This window comes from Psychrobacter sp. CX5 (genome assembly GCF_057621535.2).
Genome location: NZ_CM177735.1, coordinates 1,561,779 through 1,583,799, shown reverse-complemented (window position 1 = coordinate 1,583,799; position 22,021 = coordinate 1,561,779). Strand labels below are relative to the sequence as shown.

The window sequence follows — 22,021 nt, the reverse complement described above, 5'->3', positions numbered from 1 at the left end:
TTCGAGCATGTTTCTGAATACATCTATTATCTATACAACCCCACCACGGACTTCCTCGGTCAATATCTGCGTATCTACATATACTTGATTGAATGAACTATCGAAGAATGCAACGTCATATATCCATTGATTAGGTAATTGATCTAAATCATTATTAGCGGCATTAACATCCACTATAGAGAAACCATAACCATCGATTACACCATTTCTATAAGAAACATCAAACTCGAAAAGACCGTCATCGGTTAGTTTAGTAAAATTACCGTCCTCATCGATAAATCCTGCATACTCGATTTCACCATTAAAGGCATCATCACTAAAGGCAGCACTATCTTGGAACTCATCACCCTTAGGCACTGTATAATTGAGCCCACTGGGACCATCATCTGCACCAGTTCCCGTTGCTGTGCTACCTTCATTACCAGCAATATCAGTATTGGTCGCAGAAACTTCACTCTTATCTAATATTCTGTCTTGGTTGATTAGAACAACGGCTTCGTTTACCCCATCACCATTTAAATCAGTATTATCAAGTACTATTGCAGATTGAACGACAGATGGGTCAGCAACAGCGTCTTGTCCATCAAACGTAAGCCAGTTCCAATTCCCATCCTCTCCTCTAGCGACTGTTACCTCATGAGTAGTACCAACCATACCTGTCTCTGGGTTATAGGTCTCATCAGTATAGGTGAAGTTCATTAGAACAGTATCCTCATCAGTACTAGATTCAATGCGTACTTGTCCCTGACGCTCCACTCGTGTAGGATTTCCGTTTTCATCCGTTACAACAGTGTTTGTTGTACGTGGTATTACGACAGCGTCAGGTGCGGTCTGATCAACTAATGCGGTGTCTGAAACTTCGACGCTGTTACCAGCAGGATCTGTCAAGGTGGCCTTAAATGTAAGCTCTGTACCATCAGCCGGTATCTCAGGTTGAACAGTCACTGTATCGCCTGCATTGGCATCTGTACCTACTAGATAAGTCTCAAGCGTATTACCTGCTTGGTCAGTAATGGTAAGCTCGTCTCCTACTTCTGCAGTATCCGGAATAACAACATCAACAGTAATTTGTGTTTTTCCGGCAAGCTCTGCAATGTTCAAATACTCATCATTGTTCCAATCATCTGCTATGTTGATGGTTGGCGCATCTACCGTAGTATCAATCACGGCACTGTCCGAAGCTTGAGATGAGTTACCTGTGGCATCAGTCAATGTGGCTGTGACTTCCATGGTCTCATTCTCGGCCGGTACAGGAACTTGTATGGTGACTGTGCCTCCACGTAAAACGGTATCACCAACTTCATAAGTATAGCTAGTACCTAAATAGTCCGTAACTGTTAATACGTCTCCGATTTGCGCATCTGATGGCACAGCTATTTCAACATCTAGCTCAGTTTGACCATTTAACTCCTGAGCATTGATAACACCATCGTCTGGACTGCTGTCCGATACAATAGTAACTGTTGGACTATATAATAACCCATTCGCTACTTCATACTCTTTAGTGGCAGTGACAGGACCGGTATTGCCAGCAGGATCAGTGGCGGCAACAACACCATCAATGGTGGTGTCAGGATCCGCTGCTAAATCAGCACCTGATACCTCAATACTAAAGAGGCCATTTGCATCTACATCATCTGTGAACTCATTGCCATTGATCGTTAGTGTGACGATATCACCCTCAGCGAATTCTCCTTCTACCTTTCCGGTTACAGGAATGTCTTGACCCGCTTCGGTGGCATTTAGGATGTTGTCGTCTGTAATATCATTAATAACTAAAGTGGTTACACTGTTCGTCGGTGGGACAGTGTCACGAGTGGCACTGTCTGTACCAGGTTCGCTTTGGTTACCGGCAGGGTCAGTGATCGTTGCTTCAACGTCAAGCGCTTCACCTTCTGCTGGTGCAGGTATGTCAACCACTACTTCACCGGCGTCTTTGTCTTCTTGGGTGATTTCTTGCTCAACACCGTTGACGGTGACAAAACCGCCCACTTCGGCGTCATCCGGTAGAGTGACGGTGACAGGAACATTACCATCGGCATCAATCTCATCTGCGGTGATAAACTCATCGCCATCACCTATGACTGCTGTCGGGGCTGTCGGTGCGACAGTGTCACGAGTGGCACTGTCTGTACCAGGTTCGCTTTGGTTACCTGCAGGGTCAGTGATCGTTGCTTCAACGTCAAGCGCTTCACCTTCTGCTGGTGCAGGTATGTCAACCACTACTTCACCGGCGTCTTTGTCTTCTTGGGTGATTTCTTGCTCAACACCGTTGACGGTGACAAAACCGCCCACTTCGGCGTCATCCGGTAGAGTGACGGTGACAGGAACATTACCATCGGCATCAATCTCATCTGCGGTGATAAACTCATCGCCATCACCTATGACTGCTGTCGGGGCTGTCGGTGCGACAGTGTCACGAGTGGCACTGTCTGTACCAGGTTCGCTTTGGTTACCTGCAGGGTCAGTGATCGTTGCTTCAACGTCAAGCGCTTCACCTTCTGCTGGTGCAGGTATGTCAACCACTACTTCACCGGCGTCTTTGTCTTCTTGGGTGATTTCTTGCTCAACACCGTTGACGGTGACAAAACCGCCCACTTCGGCGTCATCCGGTAGAGTGACGGTGACAGGAACATTACCATCGGCATCAATCTCATCTGCGGTGATAAACTCATCGCCATCACCTATGACTGCTGTCGGGGCTGTCGGTGCGACAGTGTCACGAGTGGCACTGTCTGTACCAGGTTCGCTTTGGTTACCGGCAGGGTCAGTGATCGTTGCTTCAACGTCAAGCGCTTCACCTTCTGCTGGTGCAGGTATGTCAACCACTACTTCACCGGCGTCTTTGTCTTCTTGGGTGATTTCTTGCTCAACACCGTTGACGGTGACAAAACCGCCCACTTCGGCGTCATCCGGTAGAGTGACGGTGACAGGAACATTACCATCGGCATCAATCTCATCTGCGGTGATAAACTCATCGCCATCACCTATGACTGCTGGCGGGGCTGTCGGTGCGACAGTGTCACGAGTGGCACTGTCTGTACCAGGCTCGCTTTGGTTACCGGCAGGGTCAGTGATCGTTGCTTCAACGTCAAGCGCTTCACCTTCTGCTGGTGCAGGTATGTCAACCACTACTTCACCGGCGTCTTTGTCTTCTTGGGTGATTTCTTGCTCAACACCGTTGACGGTGACAAAACCGCCCACTTCGGCGTCATCCGGTAGAGTGACGGTGACAGGAACATTACCATCGGCATCAATCTCATCTGCGGTGATAAACTCATCGCCATCACCTATGACTGCTGTCGGGGCTGTCGGCGGTTGGGTATCCACTTTTGCATTGTCTGTGCCTTCTACTTCGTTCCCTGCAGGGTCTGCAAGAACAGCTGTTACTTCTAAGGTGTCGCCGTTAGCAGGTACTGCTGCGGTGACGGTGACGGTGTCTTCCGGATCGACATTGGTGCCTACGGTGTATTCGCCAAGCTCATTACCTGCTTGGTCGGTGATGGTCAGTACGTCACCTTCTTCAGCATCGGCTGGTACGGCAACCTCTACTGATACTTGTGTTTTGTCTGTAAGCTCTTCGGCATTTAAGAAACCATCATCGTTACCATCTTCAGTGATGGTCACTAACGGTGCAGTGGCTGGCGCTGTTGTGTCGACAATCGCACTGTCTGAGCCTTCGGTGGTGTTATTTGCTGAGTCTGTTAGTACTGCGGTGACGGTTAGGGTCTCGCCTTCAGCAGGAACTTGCGCGGGTACTGTGACACTGCGGCCTGCTGTGATGTCGGTGCCCACTGTGAAGGTACCTAGATCATTACCGGCTTGGTCTTTAACACTCAAAGTGTCGCCAATCTCTACGCTGCTAGGTACTGTCACTTTAACGTCTACGGTTGTCTTGCCCTCAAGCTCAGCTGCATTTAGGAAACCGTCGTTGTTTGCATCGTCTGTGATTAAGACTGTCGGGGCATCTGGGTTGTTGGTGCTTATTGCAAGCGTTTCACTCGCTGTATTCGACTGGTTACCTGCTGGATCTTTAACATAGGCTTCAGCAGCAATCTGTGTGGTGGCAGCAGCAATTGGTACTAAAACTTCAATATATCCATTAGTCAGTGCTTCTGGTGTGACGGGTACTTCTTGCTCTGTACCATTAATGGTCAATACCACTGTGTCACCAGCTTCTGTATTAGCAGGTAAGCTTACTCGCACTGGGGTGCTGTCTGCACTATCACCATTTTCGACAGCGTTTAATATGCCATCACCGCTAGTGTCTTCTGGGAAGCTGATGATCGGTGCACCATCAACTGTGGTGTCGTCATCGTCGTCTTCATTAGGGGTGCCATCATTATTCACATCGCCTGGAACACCTAAGTCTACCGCCAGGGTTTCAGTAGCTGTATTCGACTGGTTACCAGATGGGTCTTTGACATAGGCTTCAGCAGTAATGTTATCTGTGTCTGTAGTGACTGGTGCATCTACTGTCACATAACCATTTTCTAGGTCTTCTGCTGTGACGGGTACTTCTTGCTCTGTACCATTGATTGTGACGACTACGGTGTCACCAACTTCTGTATTCGCAGGAGTGCTGATCTGTACAGGTGTGGTGTCTTTCGTTGTTCCGTTCTCAGCAGCGTTTAATATGCCATCACCGCTGGTGTCTTCTGGGAAGGTAATGATTGGCGCACCATTAACTGTGGTGTCATCATCATCGTCGTCACCTACAGTGCCATCATCGTTTGAGTCTCCTGGGATGCCAGTATCCACTTTAGCACTGTCTGTGCCTTCTGCTTCGTTCCCTGCAGGGTCTTTCAGAACAGCTGTTACTTCTAAGGTGTCGCCGTTAGCGGGTACTGCTGCGGTGACGGTGACGGTGTCTTCCGGATCGACATTGGTGCCTACGGTGTATTCGCCAAGCTCATTACCTGCTTGGTCGGTGATGGTCAGTACGTCACCTTCTTCAGCATCGGCTGGTACGACAACTTCTACTGATACTTGTGTTTTGTCTGTAAGCTCTTCGGCATTTAAGAAACCATCATCGTTAGCATCGTCAGTGATGGTCACTACCGGGGCTGTGTTTGGCGCTGTTGTGTCGACAATCGCACTGTCTGAGCCTTCGGTGGTGTTATTTGCTGAGTCTGTTAGTACTGCGGTGACGGTTAGGGTCTCGCCTTCAGCAGGAACTTGCGCGGGTACTGTGACACTGCGGCCTGCTGTGATGTCGGTGCCCACTGTGAAGGTACCTAGATCATTACCGGCTTGGTCTTTAACACTCAAAGTGTCGCCAATCTCTACGCTGCTAGGTACTGTCACTTTAACGTCTACGGTTGTCTTGCCCTCAAGCTCAGCTGCATTTAGGAAACCGTCGTTGTTTGCATCGTCTGTGATTAAGACTGTCGGTGCATCTGGGTTGTTGGTGCTTATTGCAAGCGTTTCACTCGCTGTATTCGACTGGTTACCTGCTGGATCTTTAACATAGGCTTCAGCAGCAATCTGTGTGGTGGCAGCAGCAATTGGTACTAAAACTTCAATATATCCATTAGTCAGTGCTTCTGGTGTGACGGGTACTTCTTGCTCTGTACCATTAATGGTCAATACCACTGTGTCACCAGCTTCTGTATTAGCAGGTAAGCTTACTCGCACTGGGGTGCTGTCTGCACTATCACCATTTTCAACAGCGTTTAATATGCCATCACCGCTAGTGTCTTCTGGGAAGCTGATGATCGGTGCACCATCAACTGTGGTGTCGTCATCGTCGTCTTCATTAGGGGTGCCATCATTATTCACATCGCCTGGAACACCTAAGTCTACCGCCAGGGTTTCAGTAGCTGTATTCGACTGGTTACCAGATGGGTCTTTGACATAGGCTTCAGCAGTAATGTTATCTGTGTCTGTAGTGACTGGTGCATCTACTGTCACATAACCATTTTCTAGGTCTTCTGCTGTGACGGGTACTTCTTGCTCTGTACCATTGATTGTGACGACTACGGTGTCACCAACTTCTGTATTCGCAGGAGTGCTGATCTGTACAGGTGTGGTGTCTTTCGTTGTTCCGTTCTCAGCAGCGTTTAATATGCCATCACCGCTGGTGTCTTCTGGGAAGGTAATGATTGGCGCACCATTAACTGTGGTGTCATCATCATCGTCGTCACCTACAGTGCCATCATCGTTTGAGTCTCCTGGGATGCCAGTATCCACTTTAGCACTGTCTGTGCCTTCTGCTTCGTTCCCTGCAGGGTCTTTCAGAACAGCTGTTACTTCTAAGGTGTCGCCGTTAGCGGGTACTGCTGCGGTGACGGTGACGGTGTCTTCCGGATCGACATTGGTGCCTACGGTGTATTCGCCAAGCTCATTACCTGCTTGGTCGGTGATGGTCAGTACGTCACCTTCTTCAGCATCGGCTGGTACGACAACTTCTACTGATACTTGTGTTTTGTCTGTAAGCTCTTCGGCATTTAAGAAACCATCATCGTTAGCATCGTCAGTGATGGTCACTAACGGTGCAGTGGCTGGCGCTGTTGTGTCGACAATGGCACTGTCTGAGCCTTCGGTGGTGTTATTTGCTGAGTCTGTTAGTACTGCGGTGACGGTTAGGGTCTCGCCTTCAGCAGGAACTTGCGCGGGTACTGTGACACTGCGGCCTGCTGTGATGTCGGTGCCCACTGTGAAGGTACCTAGATCATTACCGGCTTGGTCTTTAACACTCAAAGTGTCGCCAATCTCTACGCTGCTAGGTACTGTCACTTTAACGTCTACGGTTGTCTTGCCCTCAAGCTCAGCTGCATTTAGGAAACCGTCGTTGTTTGCATCGTCTGTGATTAAGACTGTCGGGGCATCTGGGTTGTTGGTGCTTATTGCAAGCGTTTCACTCGCTGTATTCGACTGGTTACCTGCTGGATCTTTAACATAGGCTTCAGCAGCAATCTGTGTGGTGGCAGCAGCAATTGGTACTAAAACTTCAATATATCCATTAGTCAGTGCTTCTGGTGTGACGGGTACTTCTTGCTCTGTACCATTAATGGTCAATACCACTGTGTCACCAGCTTCTGTATTAGCAGGTAAGCTTACTCGCACTGGGGTGCTGTCTGCACTATCACCATTTTCGACAGCGTTTAATATGCCATCACCGCTAGTGTCTTCTGGGAAGCTGATGATCGGTGCACCATCAACTGTGGTGTCGTCATCGTCGTCTTCATTAGGGGTGCCATCATTATTCACATCGCCTGGAACACCTAAGTCTACCGCCAGGGTTTCAGTAGCTGTATTCGACTGGTTACCAGATGGGTCTTTGACATAGGCTTCAGCAGTAATGTTATCTGTGTCTGTAGTGACTGGTGCATCTACTGTCACATAACCATTTTCTAGGTCTTCTGCTGTGACGGGTACTTCTTGCTCTGTACCATTGATTGTGACGACTACGGTGTCACCAACTTCTGTATTCGCAGGAGTGCTGATCTGTACAGGTGTGGTGTCTTTCGTTGTTCCGTTCTCAGCAGCGTTTAATATGCCATCACCGCTGGTGTCTTCTGGGAAGGTAATGATTGGCGCACCATTAACTGTGGTGTCATCATCATCGTCGTCACCTACAGTGCCATCATCGTTTGAGTCTCCTGGGATGCCAGTATCCACTTTAGCACTGTCTGTGCCTTCTGCTTCGTTCCCTGCAGGGTCTTTCAGAACAGCTGTTACTTCTAAGGTGTCGCCGTTAGCGGGTACTGCTGCGGTGACGGTGACGGTGTCTTCCGGATCGACATTGGTGCCTACGGTGTATTCGCCAAGCTCATTACCTGCTTGGTCGGTGATGGTCAGTACGTCACCTTCTTCAGCATCGGCTGGTACGACAACTTCTACTGATACTTGTGTTTTGTCTGTAAGCTCTTCGGCATTTAAGAAACCATCATCGTTAGCATCGTCAGTGATGGTCACTACCGGGGCTGTGTTTGGCGCTGTTGTGTCTACAATGGCACTGTCTGAGCCTTCGGTGGTGTTATTTGCTGAGTCTGTTAGTACTGCGGTGACGGTTAGGGTCTCGCCTTCAGCAGGAACTTGTGGTTGTACTGTGACACTGCCTCCTACTTTGAGGTCGGTGCCCACTGTGAAGGTGCCTAGGTCATTGCCAGCTTGGTCTTTAACACTCAAAGTGTCGCCAATCTCTACGCTGCTAGGTACTGTCACTTTAACGTCTACGGTTGTCTTGCCCTCAAGCTCAGCTGCATTTAAGAAACCGTCGTTGTTTGCATCGTCTGTGATTAAGACTGTCGGGGCATCTGGGTTGTTGGTGTCACGAGTGGCTTCATCTGTGACGGGGTTACTGACGTTACCGGCAGGATCTTTGATGGTGGCTTCTACGTCAAGCTTTTCACCTTCGGCTGGCGCAGGAACTTTAACAATGACTTCACCGGCGTCTTTGTCTTCTTGGGTAATCTCTTTATCTACGCCGTTTACGGTGACGGTGTCACCCACTTCGGCATCTTCTGGTAGACCAACGGTGACAGGTACGTTGCCATCAGCATCAATCTCGTCTGCTGTGATAAAGTCATCGCCATTACCAATCTGTACGCTATCTGGTTGAGTCGGTGCTGTGGTGTCACGAGTGGCTTCATCTGTGACGGGGTTACTGACGTTACCGGCAGGGTCTTTGATGGTGGCTTCTACGTCAAGCTTTTCACCTTCGGCTGGCGCAGGCACTTTAACAATGACTTCACCGGCGTCTTTGTCTTCTTGGGTAATCTCTTTATCTACGCCGTTTACGGTGATGGTGTCACCCACTTCGGCATCTTCTGGTAGACCAACGGTGACAGGTACGTTGCCATCAGCATCAATCTCGTCTGCTGTGATAAAGTCATCGCCATTACCAATCTGTACGCTATCTGGTTGAGTCGGTGCTGTGGTGTCACGAGTGGCTTCATCTGTGACGGGGTTACTGACGTTACCGGCAGGGTCTTTGATGGTGGCTTCTACGTCAAGCTTTTCACCTTCGGCTGGCGCAGGCACTTTAACAATGACTTCACCGGCGTCTTTGTCTTCTTGGGTAATCTCTTTATCTACGCCGTTTACGGTGATGGTGTCACCCACTTCGGCATCTTCTGGTAGACCAACGGTGACAGGTACGTTGCCATCAGCATCAATCTCGTCTGCTGTGATAAAGTCATCGCCATTACCAATCTGTACGCTATCTGGTTGAGTCGGTGCTGTGGTGTCACGAGTGGCTTCATCTGTGACGGGGTTACTGACGTTACCGGCAGGATCTTTGATGGTGGCTTCTACGTCAAGCTTTTCACCTTCGGCTGGCGCAGGCACTTTAACAATGACTTCACCGGCGTCTTTGTCTTCTTGGGTAATCTCTTTATCTACGCCGTTTACGGTGATGGTGTCACCCACTTCGGCATCTTCTGGTAGACCAACGGTGACAGGTACGTTGCCATCGGCATCAATCTCGTCGGCTGTGATAAAGTCATCGCCATTACCAATCTCTACGCTATCTGGTTGAGTCGGTGCGGTGGTGTCACGAGTGGCTTCATCTGTGACGGGGCTACTGACGTTACCGGCAGGGTCTTTGATGGTGGCTTCTACGTCAAGCTTTTCACCTTCGGCTGGCGCAGGCACTTTAACAATGACTTCACCGGCGTCTTTGTCTTCTTGGGTAATCTCTTTATCTACGCCGTTTACGGTGACGGTGTCACCCACTTCGGCATCTTCTGGTAGACCAACGGTGACAGGTACGTTGCCATCAGCATCAATCTCGTCTGCTGTGATAAAGTCATCGCCATTACCAATCTGTACGCTATCTGGTTGAGTCGGTGCTGTGGTGTCACGAGTGGCTTCATCTGTGACGGGGTTACTGACGTTACCGGCAGGATCTTTGATGGTGGCTTCTACGTCAAGCTTTTCACCTTCGGCTGGCGCAGGCACTTTAACAATGACTTCACCGGCGTCTTTGTCTTCTTGGGTAATCTCTTTATCTACGCCGTTTACGGTGATGGTGTCACCCACTTCGGCATCTTCTGGTAGACCAACGGTGACAGGTACGTTGCCATCGGCATCAATCTCGTCGGCTGTGATAAAGTCATCGCCATTACCAATCTCTACGCTATCTGGTTGAGTCGGTGCGGTGGTGTCACGAGTGGCTTCATCTGTGACGGGGCTACTGACGTTACCGGCAGGGTCTTTGATGGTGGCTTCTACGTCAAGCTTTTCACCTTCGGCTGGCGCAGGAACTTTAACAATGACTTCACCGGCGTCTTTGTCTTCTTGGGTAATCTCTTTATCTACGCCGTTTACGGTGACGGTGTCACCCACTTCGGCATCTTCTGGTAGACCAACGGTGACGGGTACGTTGCCATCAGCATCAATCTCGTCTGCGGTGATAAAGTCATCGCCATTACCAATCTGTACGCTATCTGGTTGAGTTGGTGCGGTGGTGTCACGAGTGGCTTCATCTGTGACGGGGCTACTGACGTTACCGGCAGGGTCTTTGATGGTGGCTTCTACGTCAAGCTTTTCACCTTCGGCTGGCGCAGGCACTTTAACAATGACTTCACCGGCGTCTTTGTCTTCTTGGGTAATGACTTTATCGACGCCGTTTACGGTGACGGTGTCGCCCACTTCGGCATCTTCTGGTAGACCAACGGTGACGGGTACGTTGCCATCAGCATCAATCTCGTCTGCTGTGATAAAGTCATCGCCATTACCAATCTGTACGCTATCTGGTTGAGTTGGTGCTGTGGTGTCACGAGTGGCTCCATCTGTGACGGGGCTACTGACGTTACCGGCAGGGTCTTTGATGGTGGCTTCTACGTCAAGCTTTTCACCTTCGGCTGGCGCAGGCACTTTAACAATGACTTCACCGGCGTCTTTGTCTTCTTGAGTAATCTCTTTATCGACGCCGTTTACGGTGACGGTGTCGCCCACTTTGGCATCTTCTGGTAGACCAACGGTGACGGGTACGTTGCCATCAGCATCAATCTCGTCTGCGGTGATAAAGTCATCGCCATTACCAATCTGTACGCTATCTGGTTGAGTCGGTGCGGTGGTGTCTTTAGGAGTTTCATCATCGTCACCCCCTAAGGCAATCCCTACGGCAGCTAAACCTGCAAGTCCAACTAACCAAGGTAGCCAAGCAAAGCCACCGTCATCTGCTGCGCCCACCCAATAAGGGGTTGGTTGTGCATTACCGCCTAAGGCTTGTCCTTCACTGTCACCTGCGGCCAGTTCTGTAACAAAGTCCTCTACTTCACCGGTATCTGGTACATAGTAGTAGTAGCTGCCATCTTCTGCTAATCCAATGAGCGCACTGTCAGCCTCGTCATAATAACCTTCTATTATAAGGTCGCTGTCTTGGCCGGTTTCATCGATCGATACGTGTAAGTCTTTACCGACACGTTTGGTGATGATGTGATCTGGGGCTCGCCCCGTCGAGGTGTCGATAAGTTCATAGTTTACTTTGTTGGAGGCTTTGATGACGGTTGGTTGACCGTCTTTGGTGACGACTTGATGTTCGGCTATGCTTTGTACGGCATCATTTACTTTTACAATAATCGTTTTCATTTCGTATTCCTTGGATTCACTTTTTATTTTTTAATGTGTCTTTATTGTTGGGTAGCACTGACAGTGGCAACAACGCGGCGGTTGTTGTAACGACCTGCGGATGTGGCGTTGCTTTCTACTGGTCTGCTTTCTCCGTAGCCTACTGTGCTTAATCGGTTTGGTGCGATGCCATACTTCATAACCAATTCTTTTTTAACGGCGTCAGCGCGACGTTTTGATAAGTCCATGTTGTAGCTGTCTGTTCCAATACTGTCGGTATGACCTTCAATGACGGTGCTGGTGTCTGGATATTTCTTCATAAAGTTTGCGACCGCTTCGATGCGGGCGTTGAATACAGGCTGAACGACGGCTTTGTCAAATTCAAACAGTACTTTTAGGTCGATTGGTGTGTCTATTTCAACGACAATCGGCGGCTCAGAAACCGGCTCTTCAATGACAATCTCTGGACAGTCGCGAACAACACGGCTGATTTGATGGGTTTGTTCGCTTTGGGTGCTTAGTATTTGCTGTGCAGCGCTTTCTTCAAGCTTGCTTAACGTCGGTGTGCCTGTGGCGTCATCAATGTCGATGTAGATGTAGTAGTTTTCTTGGGGGGTAAATTCAACGAGATGACTAAAGGCGTTGGTGAGATCGTTTGTTTTAAGTCCGGTTGGTGCGACACTGATGTTGTGTTGTCCACTGCAGTAACGTATTTGTGAGTAGTGCCCTGGTTGTAGACTGACTTGGAATCGGCCGTCAATGGCGATATTGGCACTGGTTTGTAGTCCGTCGTTGTCTAGGGGACGTACAAAGATGAGGTTGGTTTCATTTGCCGGTAGTTCACTGGCATTCATGGGCTGAAAAACGGTGTCACCCGTTTTATTCCAGCCTATATGGTCTACTTGACGCATGCTGTCTTCTGCTGTCGCTGTGTACCCTATTCCAAACATAATCGCCCATAGGGAGGTGACTAGGCTACAGGTCCGAAGATGTCTTTTGGCTTGAATGTATTTCATTGGTGTCATCCTTAGTTGTGTTTAATCTCTATTCGTAAAAGTGTTATGGGTTGTTTTAATTGTTTTATTTACTAATTAGTTAAAATTAAGTTTAAAATCGAGAAATATTTATGAAAGGTAATATGTTAATTAGGAATAGTTTTGTTAAATTATAAAATACAATCTAAATAGTTGATTTATCTAACTTAATTTAAGTTATTAAGTCCAATAGCATTTTGCTATTAACTATATTAAATCTTTTAATTTAGTGAGTATTAAATTAAAATCTGTTACGGTAATGAATATCGCATATAAAACATAACTTTATACTTTCTTAAAAAATTTAATATATTTAACAATATATATTTACTACTCATGTGAAAAATACCAATTCGGTATTATCTTCAAAAGAATCAATATTTCATTAGATTCATAAATGTCATTAAAGAATTAAAAAATTTAGCTCTTAGTATTAACAAACCTACATTTCGTTTGGGTTTTAAAGATATTATTGTTTAAGGCTTTGTTTTACTATGCTTTATCTATAAAAACATGCGTTTTTTACTAGAAATAAAAATCAATAAAAAATTAAATTAAGTTATATTAAAGTCATTATAGTTAAATTGATTTAACAATCAATCAAATTATAAAAAATATTGATTTTTAAATAAAAATATATATTTTAACCCATAATGAAGATAATTTAATAAATAGACTGTTTTATGCTTTGAAAATATTATACACTGTTAAAAGTATATTGGATAATATAATTAAGATATACTATAATAAAATTTAATAAATATTCAAAAATATTCATATCGAATACCAAATTTTATAAAATATTTACAAAAGTAAGTATTTATACACAAAAAAAGGGCTGTATATCTAATGATATACAGCCCTTTTTGAGTATTGCTTAACTATGAATCACTTAACTATCAATAATATAATATGCTTTATAACTGATGCACTTGAGTTGTTATAAAGAAGTCTGCTTTCTTTCAGAAAAGTAGTGTCCTCTAACACCGTGATTAATTCAAAATGTTCGCATAAGAATTAATGAGATCTAATGTCGCCATCCTTATTATCAATTTAAATGCACCCAAGCATCATATCGTAGTTTAACTGTGCGGCTAAGGTTAGTCCTGACTTGTAGGTGTGACTTAGGTAGATGAATGGTCAATACACCATAAAGGTTAATAGATGAAGGTTAATCATTGCCAAAAAGAAATTTTTTACGTGAGCTCATATTAGGCACAATAGGGTAAGTAGTTATGGGACTAGGTTTGCTATACTATGCTATATTTACCGCCCCAGGTTGATAAATAATTTAGGGACTGTTGCACATTCCAATAGGTCGATACTGGCCGTTATATTTAACAAATACCCTAAAACAAAAAATCCAATCAACATACCGTTTGAAACTTAGGTCATCATGCCACACAACACAAGTTCCTCAGTTTACCCTACCTTAGAAAGCCAATTCTCCATATTGGCTTTAGATAATTTTACTGTACAGCGCGGTGACTTTCCACTGTGTGTTGACGTCAAGCTCTCTCTTAATCAGGGTGACATTTGCCATCTCATTGGCGCAAATGGTACTGGCAAAACCACTCTATTAATGCAATTAGCAGGTCTATTACCTTTAATGGAAGGCGACGTGCTTTACTACGGTCAATCTAATTTACCACTAGCCCCATTATACGTCTCTCATCAACTCGGTATTCATCCAAATTTAACCGTTAAACAAAACCTAACCTTTTTATTAAACCTGTATGGCATTCATCCGACACAAGATCAGATTGAGGCAGCATTAGATTGGGTTGATTTATCGGGGTTTGAAGACATTGGCAGCAATCAGCTTTCAGCAGGACAAACACGGCGCATAACCTTAGCGCGACTATATCTTATGCGTGCAGAGCAAACACCACTCTGGCTACTTGATGAGCCATTTACAGCACTTGATGTCAATATGGTTGCCAGACTACAACAAAGACTGACTGACTTTGTAAATAAGGGTGGCGCTGTACTGATGACCAGTCATCAAAAGGTGGATGTGGCCAATAAAGTGCTTAACTTATCAGACTTCATACCTGGTGTTACGACTGACTTATCAACACAATCCATAGCAAACGCTGATGACGAATCTGAATCTGCATTTGATCGTCGTTTTGTTACTGATACTGGTGCATCTGTTGACTGTAATTTAAGTTCTAACATCAGTTCTAATAAAAGTGAAGGAGAGCTTTAATGTCATTGCATTCTTCGCCTTCATCTTCTGCTGATGCGCATACTAAGATGCCTCGTCAAGAGATTCCTCATCAAGAGACTACTATTAAGGGTATTGGTACCCGTCAACTTTGGCACCGTGAATGGCAGGTCAAGCAACAAGGGGCAGTACAGTGGCTCTATCCATTAGTATTATTTTTAGTCATTATTACTCTATTTCCACTTGCTGTTGGCAGTGAGCCACAATTATTGCATCGATTAGGGGTGCCTGCGGTATGGATTGCTGCTTTATTGTCATTAGTAATGGGGGTTGATGACCTATTCAAACCAGCAATGGATAACGGTACACTAGCACAGTTAATTGTGTCTAGGACCTCCCTCCCTATATGGGTATTGGTGCGTCTCACCATTCACTGGGTATTTAGTAGTGGGTTGGTCGCTATATTAAGCCTACTTGCCATTCCATTATTTGGTTTGTCATGGGGGGAGGCCACTGCCCTACTGGCCTCTATAATAGTAGGTAGCCCTCTTTTATTAATGCTGTCAGCTATTGCCAGTAGCCTAACATTATCTCTCAAAAACGGCGCTGTTTTGGTGCCTTTAATCGCACTGCCTATGCAGCTTCCTGTTTTAATATTTGCCACAGGAGCCGTTGATTTGTATGCGACAGGACTAAATGGCTTACCTATCCTAGCCTTACTTGCCGCTGGAAGCATCTTTTCAGTGATCATCATGCCATGGGTAATAGCCATGACTTTAAAGATGGCATGGCTTAATTAGGACGTGTGGAACATTCGCAAATTAGCACTGCTGATAGCTAAAATCGTTCCAGACTAGGCGCAAACTGACGCTAATGCCCGAAGCGTATTGGACCTTGGCTAGGTTTGTAACAACGTCTGGGGCGATTTTAGTATCAGCCCTGAGAACGGATTAAGCAAAGCACTGCTTTGACCGTTCGCAAGATGAGGGCTATGATCGAGTGAGGGCGGGACTCTTTTTTTGCCAATATATGGCGGCTTTTAAAAATTTAGGGTTCTAACTTAGAATGACTAAGCGTCAAAAATTTCACTGCATATTGACTAAAAAATAGCCTCCGCCAGTGCCATGGTCGAATGTTCCACACGCCCTAAGGTTAATATTTGCTATAATAGTACTGCTTATCTTTAGGCTCTGTTGAACTTTCAACAGGTAAGCATCAAAATGGTGTGAATTTTAAGTTTATTTAAAACCAAACCTAGAGATTAACTCTAAAAATCAACCAATCGAGGCAGGCAGGTACAAACGCAATAAATCGAACGCAACAAATCAAACGCTGCAAATAGTAGGTTTAATGAGCCTGACTTAATCTAACTAGGATAGGCAAGTTTATAGAAAAGGTATCACTCTCAAAACGTATGAATACCTGTTTAAGCGTTTTATATGCTTAAACTATGACTTACTAGAACTCTGGCTTACAAGGTCATTTTATGATGCCAAATGCTAATCCCTCTTCTAACACTCAAGGGTTTTTCTCACGACTATGGCAAGGCTTTTTAGCCACTGTGGGTACTCGTGAGTTTTTTCGTATTTTCTCCCCTTGGGTAAAGTGGCTAGCAGGCCTGGCTATCATTATGCTATCAATAGGTAGTATCTGGGGCTTAGGGTTTGCGCCGCCTGACTACTTACAGGGTAATAGTTATCGTATTATCTTTATCCATGTTCCGACAGCGAGTATTGCGCTATCCATTTACTTTGCAATGGCAGTACTGGGTGTGATTTTTTTGGTATGGCGTATAAAAACAGCAAATTTAGTCGCTCAAGCTATCGCGCCTATTGGGTTTATGCTGTGCGTACTTAGCTTGATAACTGGATCTATATGGGCCAAACCTACCTGGGGGACCTTTTGGGTATGGGATGCGCGCCTAACTTCTATGCTGATTTTGGCTTTTTTGTATGCAGGTGTCATGGCGTTGTTTGCCGCATTTGAACATACTCCAAATCGCGGGAAAGCGGCAGCCATCTTATCTGTCGTCGGTGCTGTAAACCTACCCATCATTAAATACTCGGTGAACTGGTGGAATACGCTACACCAAGGATCTACCTTAACCATTACTGAAGCCCCAAAAATGTCTTTAGATATGTTAGCGCCATTACTACTCATGATACTAGGGGCTTATTTTTTAGTCGCCGCGTTGGCCATTTATCGTACTAATACCTTAATACTGCGTCGAGATCAAAATAAAGCCTGGGTCAAAGAGTATGTCCGCTCATCGAAATAATATTAAGGCTTAACGGTTTAGTATTTAACGATAATTCCATTCTTATAATCCCATTTAAAGGAGCGCAAAATGCACCCTTATTTCAATAGCTTGCAAGAATTTTTGACAATGGGTAAGCATGGTCCGTATGTATGGTCTAGTTGGGGTATTACTCTGATAGTTGTCTTAGCTTTTATTCTATATAGCCTAAATCAGCGTCATCGGTTAATCAAAGAGCTTAAAATTCAACAGGCAAGACAACAACAACGAAAACCTAGTCATCCAGCGTCTCGTCCTCGCTGAGCAGCACCCCTTCTTCTACATTTTCTTCTACATTTAAATACGCCACTTATGGGTTAATAAGCCACGATCACCCTCTGAATTAAATTAAAGGCAATCATATGAATGCTGTCCGTCGAAAAAAACTTATTTGGGTCGCAGCTACCTTGGCAGGTGCTATCATCGCAGTCATACTTGTGATTTATGCCATTGGCCAGCAGACCGACTATTACTTTGATCCATCAGCCATTGCAGCCGGTGAAGCTCCGCAAGATAAACGTATTCGTGCCGGTGGCATGGTGGTAAAAGACAGTGTGAAACGTGACCCGAACAATGAGCTTAACGTTCAGTTTGCCATCACCGACTTTAATGCCACAGTACCCGTCAGTTATCAAGGCATCCTTCCTGACTTATTTGCAGAAAACTCAGGTGTTGTCGCGACGGGTAAAATGCAAGGAGAGGTGTTTGTGGCCAGTGAAGTGCTAGCTAAGCATGATGAAAACTATATGCCACCAGAAGTGGCTAGATCTTTGAAAGAAGAGCATGTTGCTAAAGGCGTCTCACCTGATTCTGAACAGTTCACACCTGCTATCCCATTAGAAGAGTCAATGGTTGGTGGCAACCACAAAACTCAAACTCTAGTAGAAGATTAATAAAGACTTAAAGCAACTTAACAATAAGGTCGATAATCTTAAGGTTAGCCATCACTTATTATTGTGGTGTTCAAGTTCGAGCTCGTGCTTGTATTGCAGTGCTGGCTGTTGTAATACTTGCACTAAGCTATCTTATTTAGCTACTAATCAAGCTTTTTTTTATGGGCTTTTATGCGTTACGTTCATGAAACCAACGTAACCAAACTTCGTGAGCCAAAAAGAAAAATATCGCCAAAAAGAAGGGTATTAGATAATAAAGTATCCTAAACACCAATAATATGGCCAATATATACGCCTTATCAACTTGTGGCAATGAGGCCATCATTGTTAGTTCAAAGACTCCCAAGCCACCCGGTACATGGCTTAAGATTGCTAATATCATAGACTGTACAAAGGCTGAGAAGACAGTGAAATACCCCACTCCAGCACCTTGAGGCAATAGCAAATAAAGCACAAAAGCGACACTTGCTAGGTCAATAATTGAGATAAGTATTTGCTTAATCAGTATGATTGCAGGTGGTAAGTCAAAGCGCCAACCTTTAATTCGAACGTGCTTACCTTCGCGACCTGACCAGACGATCAATCCAATAACTAACACCAACAAGCCCAGACCAATACCACGTATCAATGCGACACTACGCAGCAGATCTGGGATATCTAGGGATAAGTTGGCGAGTTGGCTGTCTAGTTGCCCTATCATCGTGACTGTCGCCTGAGGATTTAGGGTTAAAGACAGGGCGACTAAAGTAGTAATACCAAACGTAAATGCCATAGATACTAACCATACTACGTTGGCAATATTCTCAGGTCGGATATTATTGACGCCATACATACGAAAGCGGACACCAGATGCGGATAATATAGCCAATCCTATGGTATGACCGATAGCGTATGCCGTAAATGAGGTAAATGCTACTTTCTTAAAGGGTAGCTTAATATCCATATGTCTTAATGCAATCGTGTCATATAAAGTGAGAATTAAGTAACCTAAGGCAACAACAATGAATGCCAAAAATATTTTAGTATTAGGGATCTGTTCAAGAGCGGCAAATACTTCTGAGAGCTGAATAGTTTGGGTAATGGTATATAGCGTTTTGATGGCCAACACAAAAACGACCAGCGCCAAAAAGGTCAGCGTGCCGCGTAATAAAATAACTTTGGGTTTTAAAACTTTTTTTAAGTTAATAGACATATAAATACTTAGCAACACACTATCAATACACAGGTTTTTATCGACGTTTTATTATAGCTCTATTATAGGTCATATAATAACAGCCTATTCTATCAGTTTGTGTGTTTATGCAAAAAGTAAGCAAAAATCGGGGGGGTTAAATTAGCAATAAAGAGAGCTTTAACTAAAATAGATTCAATTAAAATGGCCTTGATAAAATATGAGCGATAAAAAGATATTTTCTTAAAAGGCATAAAGCTTATTAAAGAGCTCATAAAAGATCACAGCTGCCCATAAAAAGTAGCAACCAAAAAAAACGAGCCAAAGGCTCGTTTTTTATTGTATGAATCTATTGTCAGTTAATACTCATTGAATGAGTGGTCGCTGACTAATACATTATACTGCAGTGATACCGTGGGCTTGTGGGCCTTTAGCACCTTGAGTTACTGTGAACTCAACTTCTTGACCTTCCGCTAAGGTTTTGAAACCTGAGCTTGCGATTTCGCTGTAATGAGCAAAAACGTCTGGACCAGTTTCTGGAGCGATAAAGCCAAAACCTTTAGCTTCGTTAAACCACTTTACGGTACCTTTGATAGTATCTGACATATTATAATCCTAATTTTAAACATAATGACCAATTTGGTCGGGTAAAGCTTTGAGCTACTGAACGGTAAATCTTAAAACGAAGGATTATAACTATCTGGTAATGGCTATAACTTAAACTACGTGGTAATGATTTGCTGCAGGACTTCTCTTAAGCAGGAGCACAGTATATGTCTAACCCACCCCTTATGCAAGCTTTATTTTAAAATAAATTAAATATTTTCTCTTTTATAATTAATTATTTTAAATATAACTGGCTGAGCCTTTACTAGCATTGACGTGAACAACAGTCTTGAAAACCTATCAGTCTATAAACGATCAGTCGTGACTATAATGACTTGCAGCTATTATTCTTAGTATTGCTTATTATTAACGTTGCTTGTTATACCAGACCTAGAAATTAACCTATCACGGAAGTCAATTCCAAACACAACAAATCAAACCTTACAAATAGCACTTTCTGTGAGTCTGACTAAGATAAGTTGTGTTATAGAAAAGGTATTAGTTAATTAGAGCCTATTAGGAAGAAGAACCCACTATTGGCTGAGAACAAACTATTAAATTAAGCCCTATCTATAATATAAAGCGCACTAAATAACATCCAAATGCTTTAAAACGCTAGATATCGCTATTTATGTCAGTCCTATATCTGAAAATCCTAAAAGAGTTATCACCTGACCAAACGACAAAATAGCAATCCATTTATTTTTAAGCCAATAAATAGGCAATAAAGTAGCAACCAAAAAAAACGAGCCAAAGGCTCGTTTTTTATTGTATGAATCTATTGTCAGTTAATACTCATTGAATGAGTAGTCGCTGACTAATACATTATACTGCGGTAATACCGTGGGCTTGTGGGCCTTTAGCACCTTGAGTTACTGTGAACTCAACTTCTTGGCCTTCCGCTAAGGTTTTGAAACCTGAGCTTGCGATTTCGCTGTAATGAGCAAAAACGTCTGGACCAGTTTCTGGAGCGATAAAGCCAAAACCTTTAGCTTCGTTAAACCACTTTACGGTACCTTTGATAGTATCTGACATATTATAATCCTAATTTTAAACATAATGACCAATTTGGTCGGGTAAAGCTTTGAGCTACTGAACGGTAAATCTTAAAACGAAGGATTATAACTATCTGGTAATGGCTATAACTTAAACTACGTGGTAATGATTTGCTGCAGGACTTCTCTTAAGCAGGAGCACAGTATATGTCCAACCCCACCCCTTATGCAAGCTTTATTTTAAAATAAGTTTAAGTCTGTCTTATAATTATTAAGGAAAAGCCATAAATAGCCTTAACTGCCCTACTATCTACAACCCTACTCATAGTGAAGAATGAAACATATCCTAATCAAAGCGGTGCATTTATTTAATTCTAAGATTCAGTATAGATACAAGTTGAATAACAGTCAGTAAAACATACTCGTCTTATCGCTTAAAGGTCTTAAACTAACCTGAAAAGTTGCAAATTGAGGCTGAAACCATCCTTAAATAGGAATATGATAGTAGATAAAGAAAGAGAAAGAGAATTAACGGTTAAAGTAATAGTTAACGACCGTTCATCATTCACATTTATTAGACGTTATTAAATCCACCCCCATCCCTTTGACAATGGACTTATATAATAGGTATTGCTATGAGCTATAAACATATTTTGTTAGTCACTGACTTACGCTCTGATGCTGATGTCGTTGCCCAAAAAGCAAAATACATTCACTCACGTCAAAACGATGCTCAGTTATCCGTACTGCACATTATTAAAGACGCGGTGGTTGGCTTTGGTTATGAAATGATCCCTGCTGCAAGTCTTTATGATGAGATCGATGATGAGCGCCGTGAAAATGCAACAACGGATTTAGCCAAGTTTCTACAGCGTAATGGCTTAGATTGTAACAACCAAGAAGTGACTACCGCCATCTCAAATAGTGAAGGTATTATTAATTACTGCCATAAGAATGAGGTTGATTTAGTGGTTATCGGCCGTCACGAGCGTCACGGCATTTCAGCATGGATCAATGGGGCTACTGCTGACTGCATCTTGCCAAATGTTTCATGCGATGTGTTGGTGGTTAAATTAGAAAAGCCAGTAAAATAAGCCTGTAAAATAGCTGAGTCAAACGTTAAATAAAGTCGCCTAAAAGTGGTCTTAATAGGGGATATAGTTTGGCGCAGTATAGTCGTCGGCAAACAATAAAGTCAAAAGACGAGGCTAACGTCGTTAGGTCTAGTCTACTACTAAAGTATGCGAAATCGGCTCACTTGTGTCTTGTATACTCGCTATAACTAACAAGCTATGCTTTTATTTTGATAGTCAAGGCTTAAGCCGTGGGTTTTGCT

At 44.2% G+C, this 22,021-nt stretch carries 11 protein-coding genes; 6 read left to right on the top strand and 5 right to left on the bottom strand.

The window, feature by feature from the left end:
- Positions 1–30: 30 nt before the first annotated feature.
- On the bottom strand, positions 31–11,541 hold the full coding sequence (locus AC21OG_RS06185; protein ID WP_491185060.1) for an Ig-like domain-containing protein: 11,511 nt from the start codon (positions 11,539–11,541) through the stop codon (positions 31–33).
- A 41-nt stretch (positions 11,542–11,582) separates the two neighbouring features.
- Positions 11,583–12,536: an OmpA family protein gene (locus tag AC21OG_RS06180; protein ID WP_487378474.1), complete on the bottom strand. Its 954-nt coding sequence runs from the start codon at positions 12,534–12,536 to the stop codon at positions 11,583–11,585.
- Between the two features lie 1,414 nt (positions 12,537–13,950).
- Here AC21OG_RS06180 and ccmA point away from each other — a divergent pair.
- The 5 genes from ccmA (at position 13,951) to ccmE (ending at position 17,913) form a co-directional block, all read left to right on the top strand.
- Positions 13,951–14,766: a heme ABC exporter ATP-binding protein CcmA gene (ccmA, locus tag AC21OG_RS06175; RefSeq protein WP_487378473.1), complete on the top strand. Its 816-nt coding sequence runs from the start codon at positions 13,951–13,953 to the stop codon at positions 14,764–14,766.
- A gap of 47 nt (positions 14,767–14,813) precedes the next feature.
- The gene (locus tag AC21OG_RS06170) at positions 14,814–15,524 is read left to right on the top strand and encodes a heme exporter protein CcmB (RefSeq protein WP_487378475.1); all 711 of its coding nucleotides are present in this window, start codon (positions 14,814–14,816) and stop codon (positions 15,522–15,524) included.
- 689 nt (positions 15,525–16,213) lie between these two features.
- Entirely contained in the window at positions 16,214–17,002 is a 789-nt protein-coding gene (gene ccmC, locus AC21OG_RS06165; RefSeq protein WP_486547953.1) for a heme ABC transporter permease CcmC, read from the top strand.
- Positions 17,003–17,071: 69 nt separating this feature from the next.
- Positions 17,072–17,284: a heme exporter protein CcmD gene (gene ccmD / locus AC21OG_RS06160; protein WP_486547923.1), complete on the top strand. Its 213-nt coding sequence runs from the start codon at positions 17,072–17,074 to the stop codon at positions 17,282–17,284.
- A gap of 98 nt (positions 17,285–17,382) precedes the next feature.
- Entirely contained in the window at positions 17,383–17,913 is a 531-nt protein-coding gene (gene ccmE / locus AC21OG_RS06155; protein WP_486547922.1) for a cytochrome c maturation protein CcmE, read from the top strand.
- Positions 17,914–18,082: 169 nt separating this feature from the next.
- Here ccmE and AC21OG_RS06150 read toward each other — a convergent pair whose 3' ends face one another.
- The 3 genes from AC21OG_RS06150 to AC21OG_RS06140 all read right to left on the bottom strand — a co-directional run bounded on the left by AC21OG_RS06150 (position 18,083) and on the right by AC21OG_RS06140 (position 20,725).
- Positions 18,083–19,105, bottom strand: coding sequence for a putative bifunctional lysylphosphatidylglycerol flippase/synthetase (locus tag AC21OG_RS06150; protein WP_486547921.1), 1,023 nt, complete (start codon positions 19,103–19,105; stop codon positions 18,083–18,085).
- A gap of 375 nt (positions 19,106–19,480) precedes the next feature.
- Positions 19,481–19,690 (bottom strand): cold-shock protein, encoded by a 210-nt coding sequence (locus AC21OG_RS06145; RefSeq protein WP_296403327.1) that lies wholly within the window; start codon positions 19,688–19,690, stop codon positions 19,481–19,483.
- Positions 19,691–20,515: 825 nt separating this feature from the next.
- Positions 20,516–20,725 carry a cold-shock protein gene (locus AC21OG_RS06140; RefSeq protein WP_296403327.1) on the bottom strand — a complete coding sequence of 70 codons (210 nt, stop codon included), beginning with the start codon at positions 20,723–20,725 and terminating at the stop codon, positions 20,516–20,518.
- A gap of 595 nt (positions 20,726–21,320) precedes the next feature.
- On the opposite strand from AC21OG_RS06140, the gene AC21OG_RS06135 reads away from it, so the two are divergent.
- Complete coding sequence (locus tag AC21OG_RS06135; RefSeq protein ID WP_486545818.1) at positions 21,321–21,779, top strand: universal stress protein; 459 nt, start codon at positions 21,321–21,323, stop codon at positions 21,777–21,779.
- Positions 21,780–22,021 lie beyond the last annotated feature (242 nt).

Bases quoted from the DNA above. Each gene is read 5' to 3' on its own strand.
- AC21OG_RS06145 (WP_296403327.1), bottom strand. From the start codon at position 19,690: ATGTCAGATACTATCAAAGGTACCGTAAAGTGGTTTAACGAAGCTAAA.
- ccmE (WP_486547922.1), top strand. From the start codon at position 17,383: ATGAATGCTGTCCGTCGAAAAAAACTTATTTGGGTCGCAGCTACCTTG.
- AC21OG_RS06140 (WP_296403327.1), bottom strand. From the start codon at position 20,725: ATGTCAGATACTATCAAAGGTACCGTAAAGTGGTTTAACGAAGCTAAA.
- AC21OG_RS06170 (WP_487378475.1), top strand. From the start codon at position 14,814: ATGCCTCGTCAAGAGATTCCTCATCAAGAGACTACTATTAAGGGTATT.
- AC21OG_RS06180 (WP_487378474.1), bottom strand. From the start codon at position 12,536: ATGAAATACATTCAAGCCAAAAGACATCTTCGGACCTGTAGCCTAGTC.
- AC21OG_RS06150 (WP_486547921.1), bottom strand. From the start codon at position 19,105: ATGTCTATTAACTTAAAAAAAGTTTTAAAACCCAAAGTTATTTTATTA.
- ccmA (WP_487378473.1), top strand. From the start codon at position 13,951: ATGCCACACAACACAAGTTCCTCAGTTTACCCTACCTTAGAAAGCCAA.
- ccmC (WP_486547953.1), top strand. From the start codon at position 16,214: ATGCCAAATGCTAATCCCTCTTCTAACACTCAAGGGTTTTTCTCACGA.
- AC21OG_RS06185 (WP_491185060.1), bottom strand. From the start codon at position 11,541: ATGAAAACGATTATTGTAAAAGTAAATGATGCCGTACAAAGCATAGCC.
- ccmD (WP_486547923.1), top strand. From the start codon at position 17,072: ATGCACCCTTATTTCAATAGCTTGCAAGAATTTTTGACAATGGGTAAG.
- AC21OG_RS06135 (WP_486545818.1), top strand. From the start codon at position 21,321: ATGAGCTATAAACATATTTTGTTAGTCACTGACTTACGCTCTGATGCT.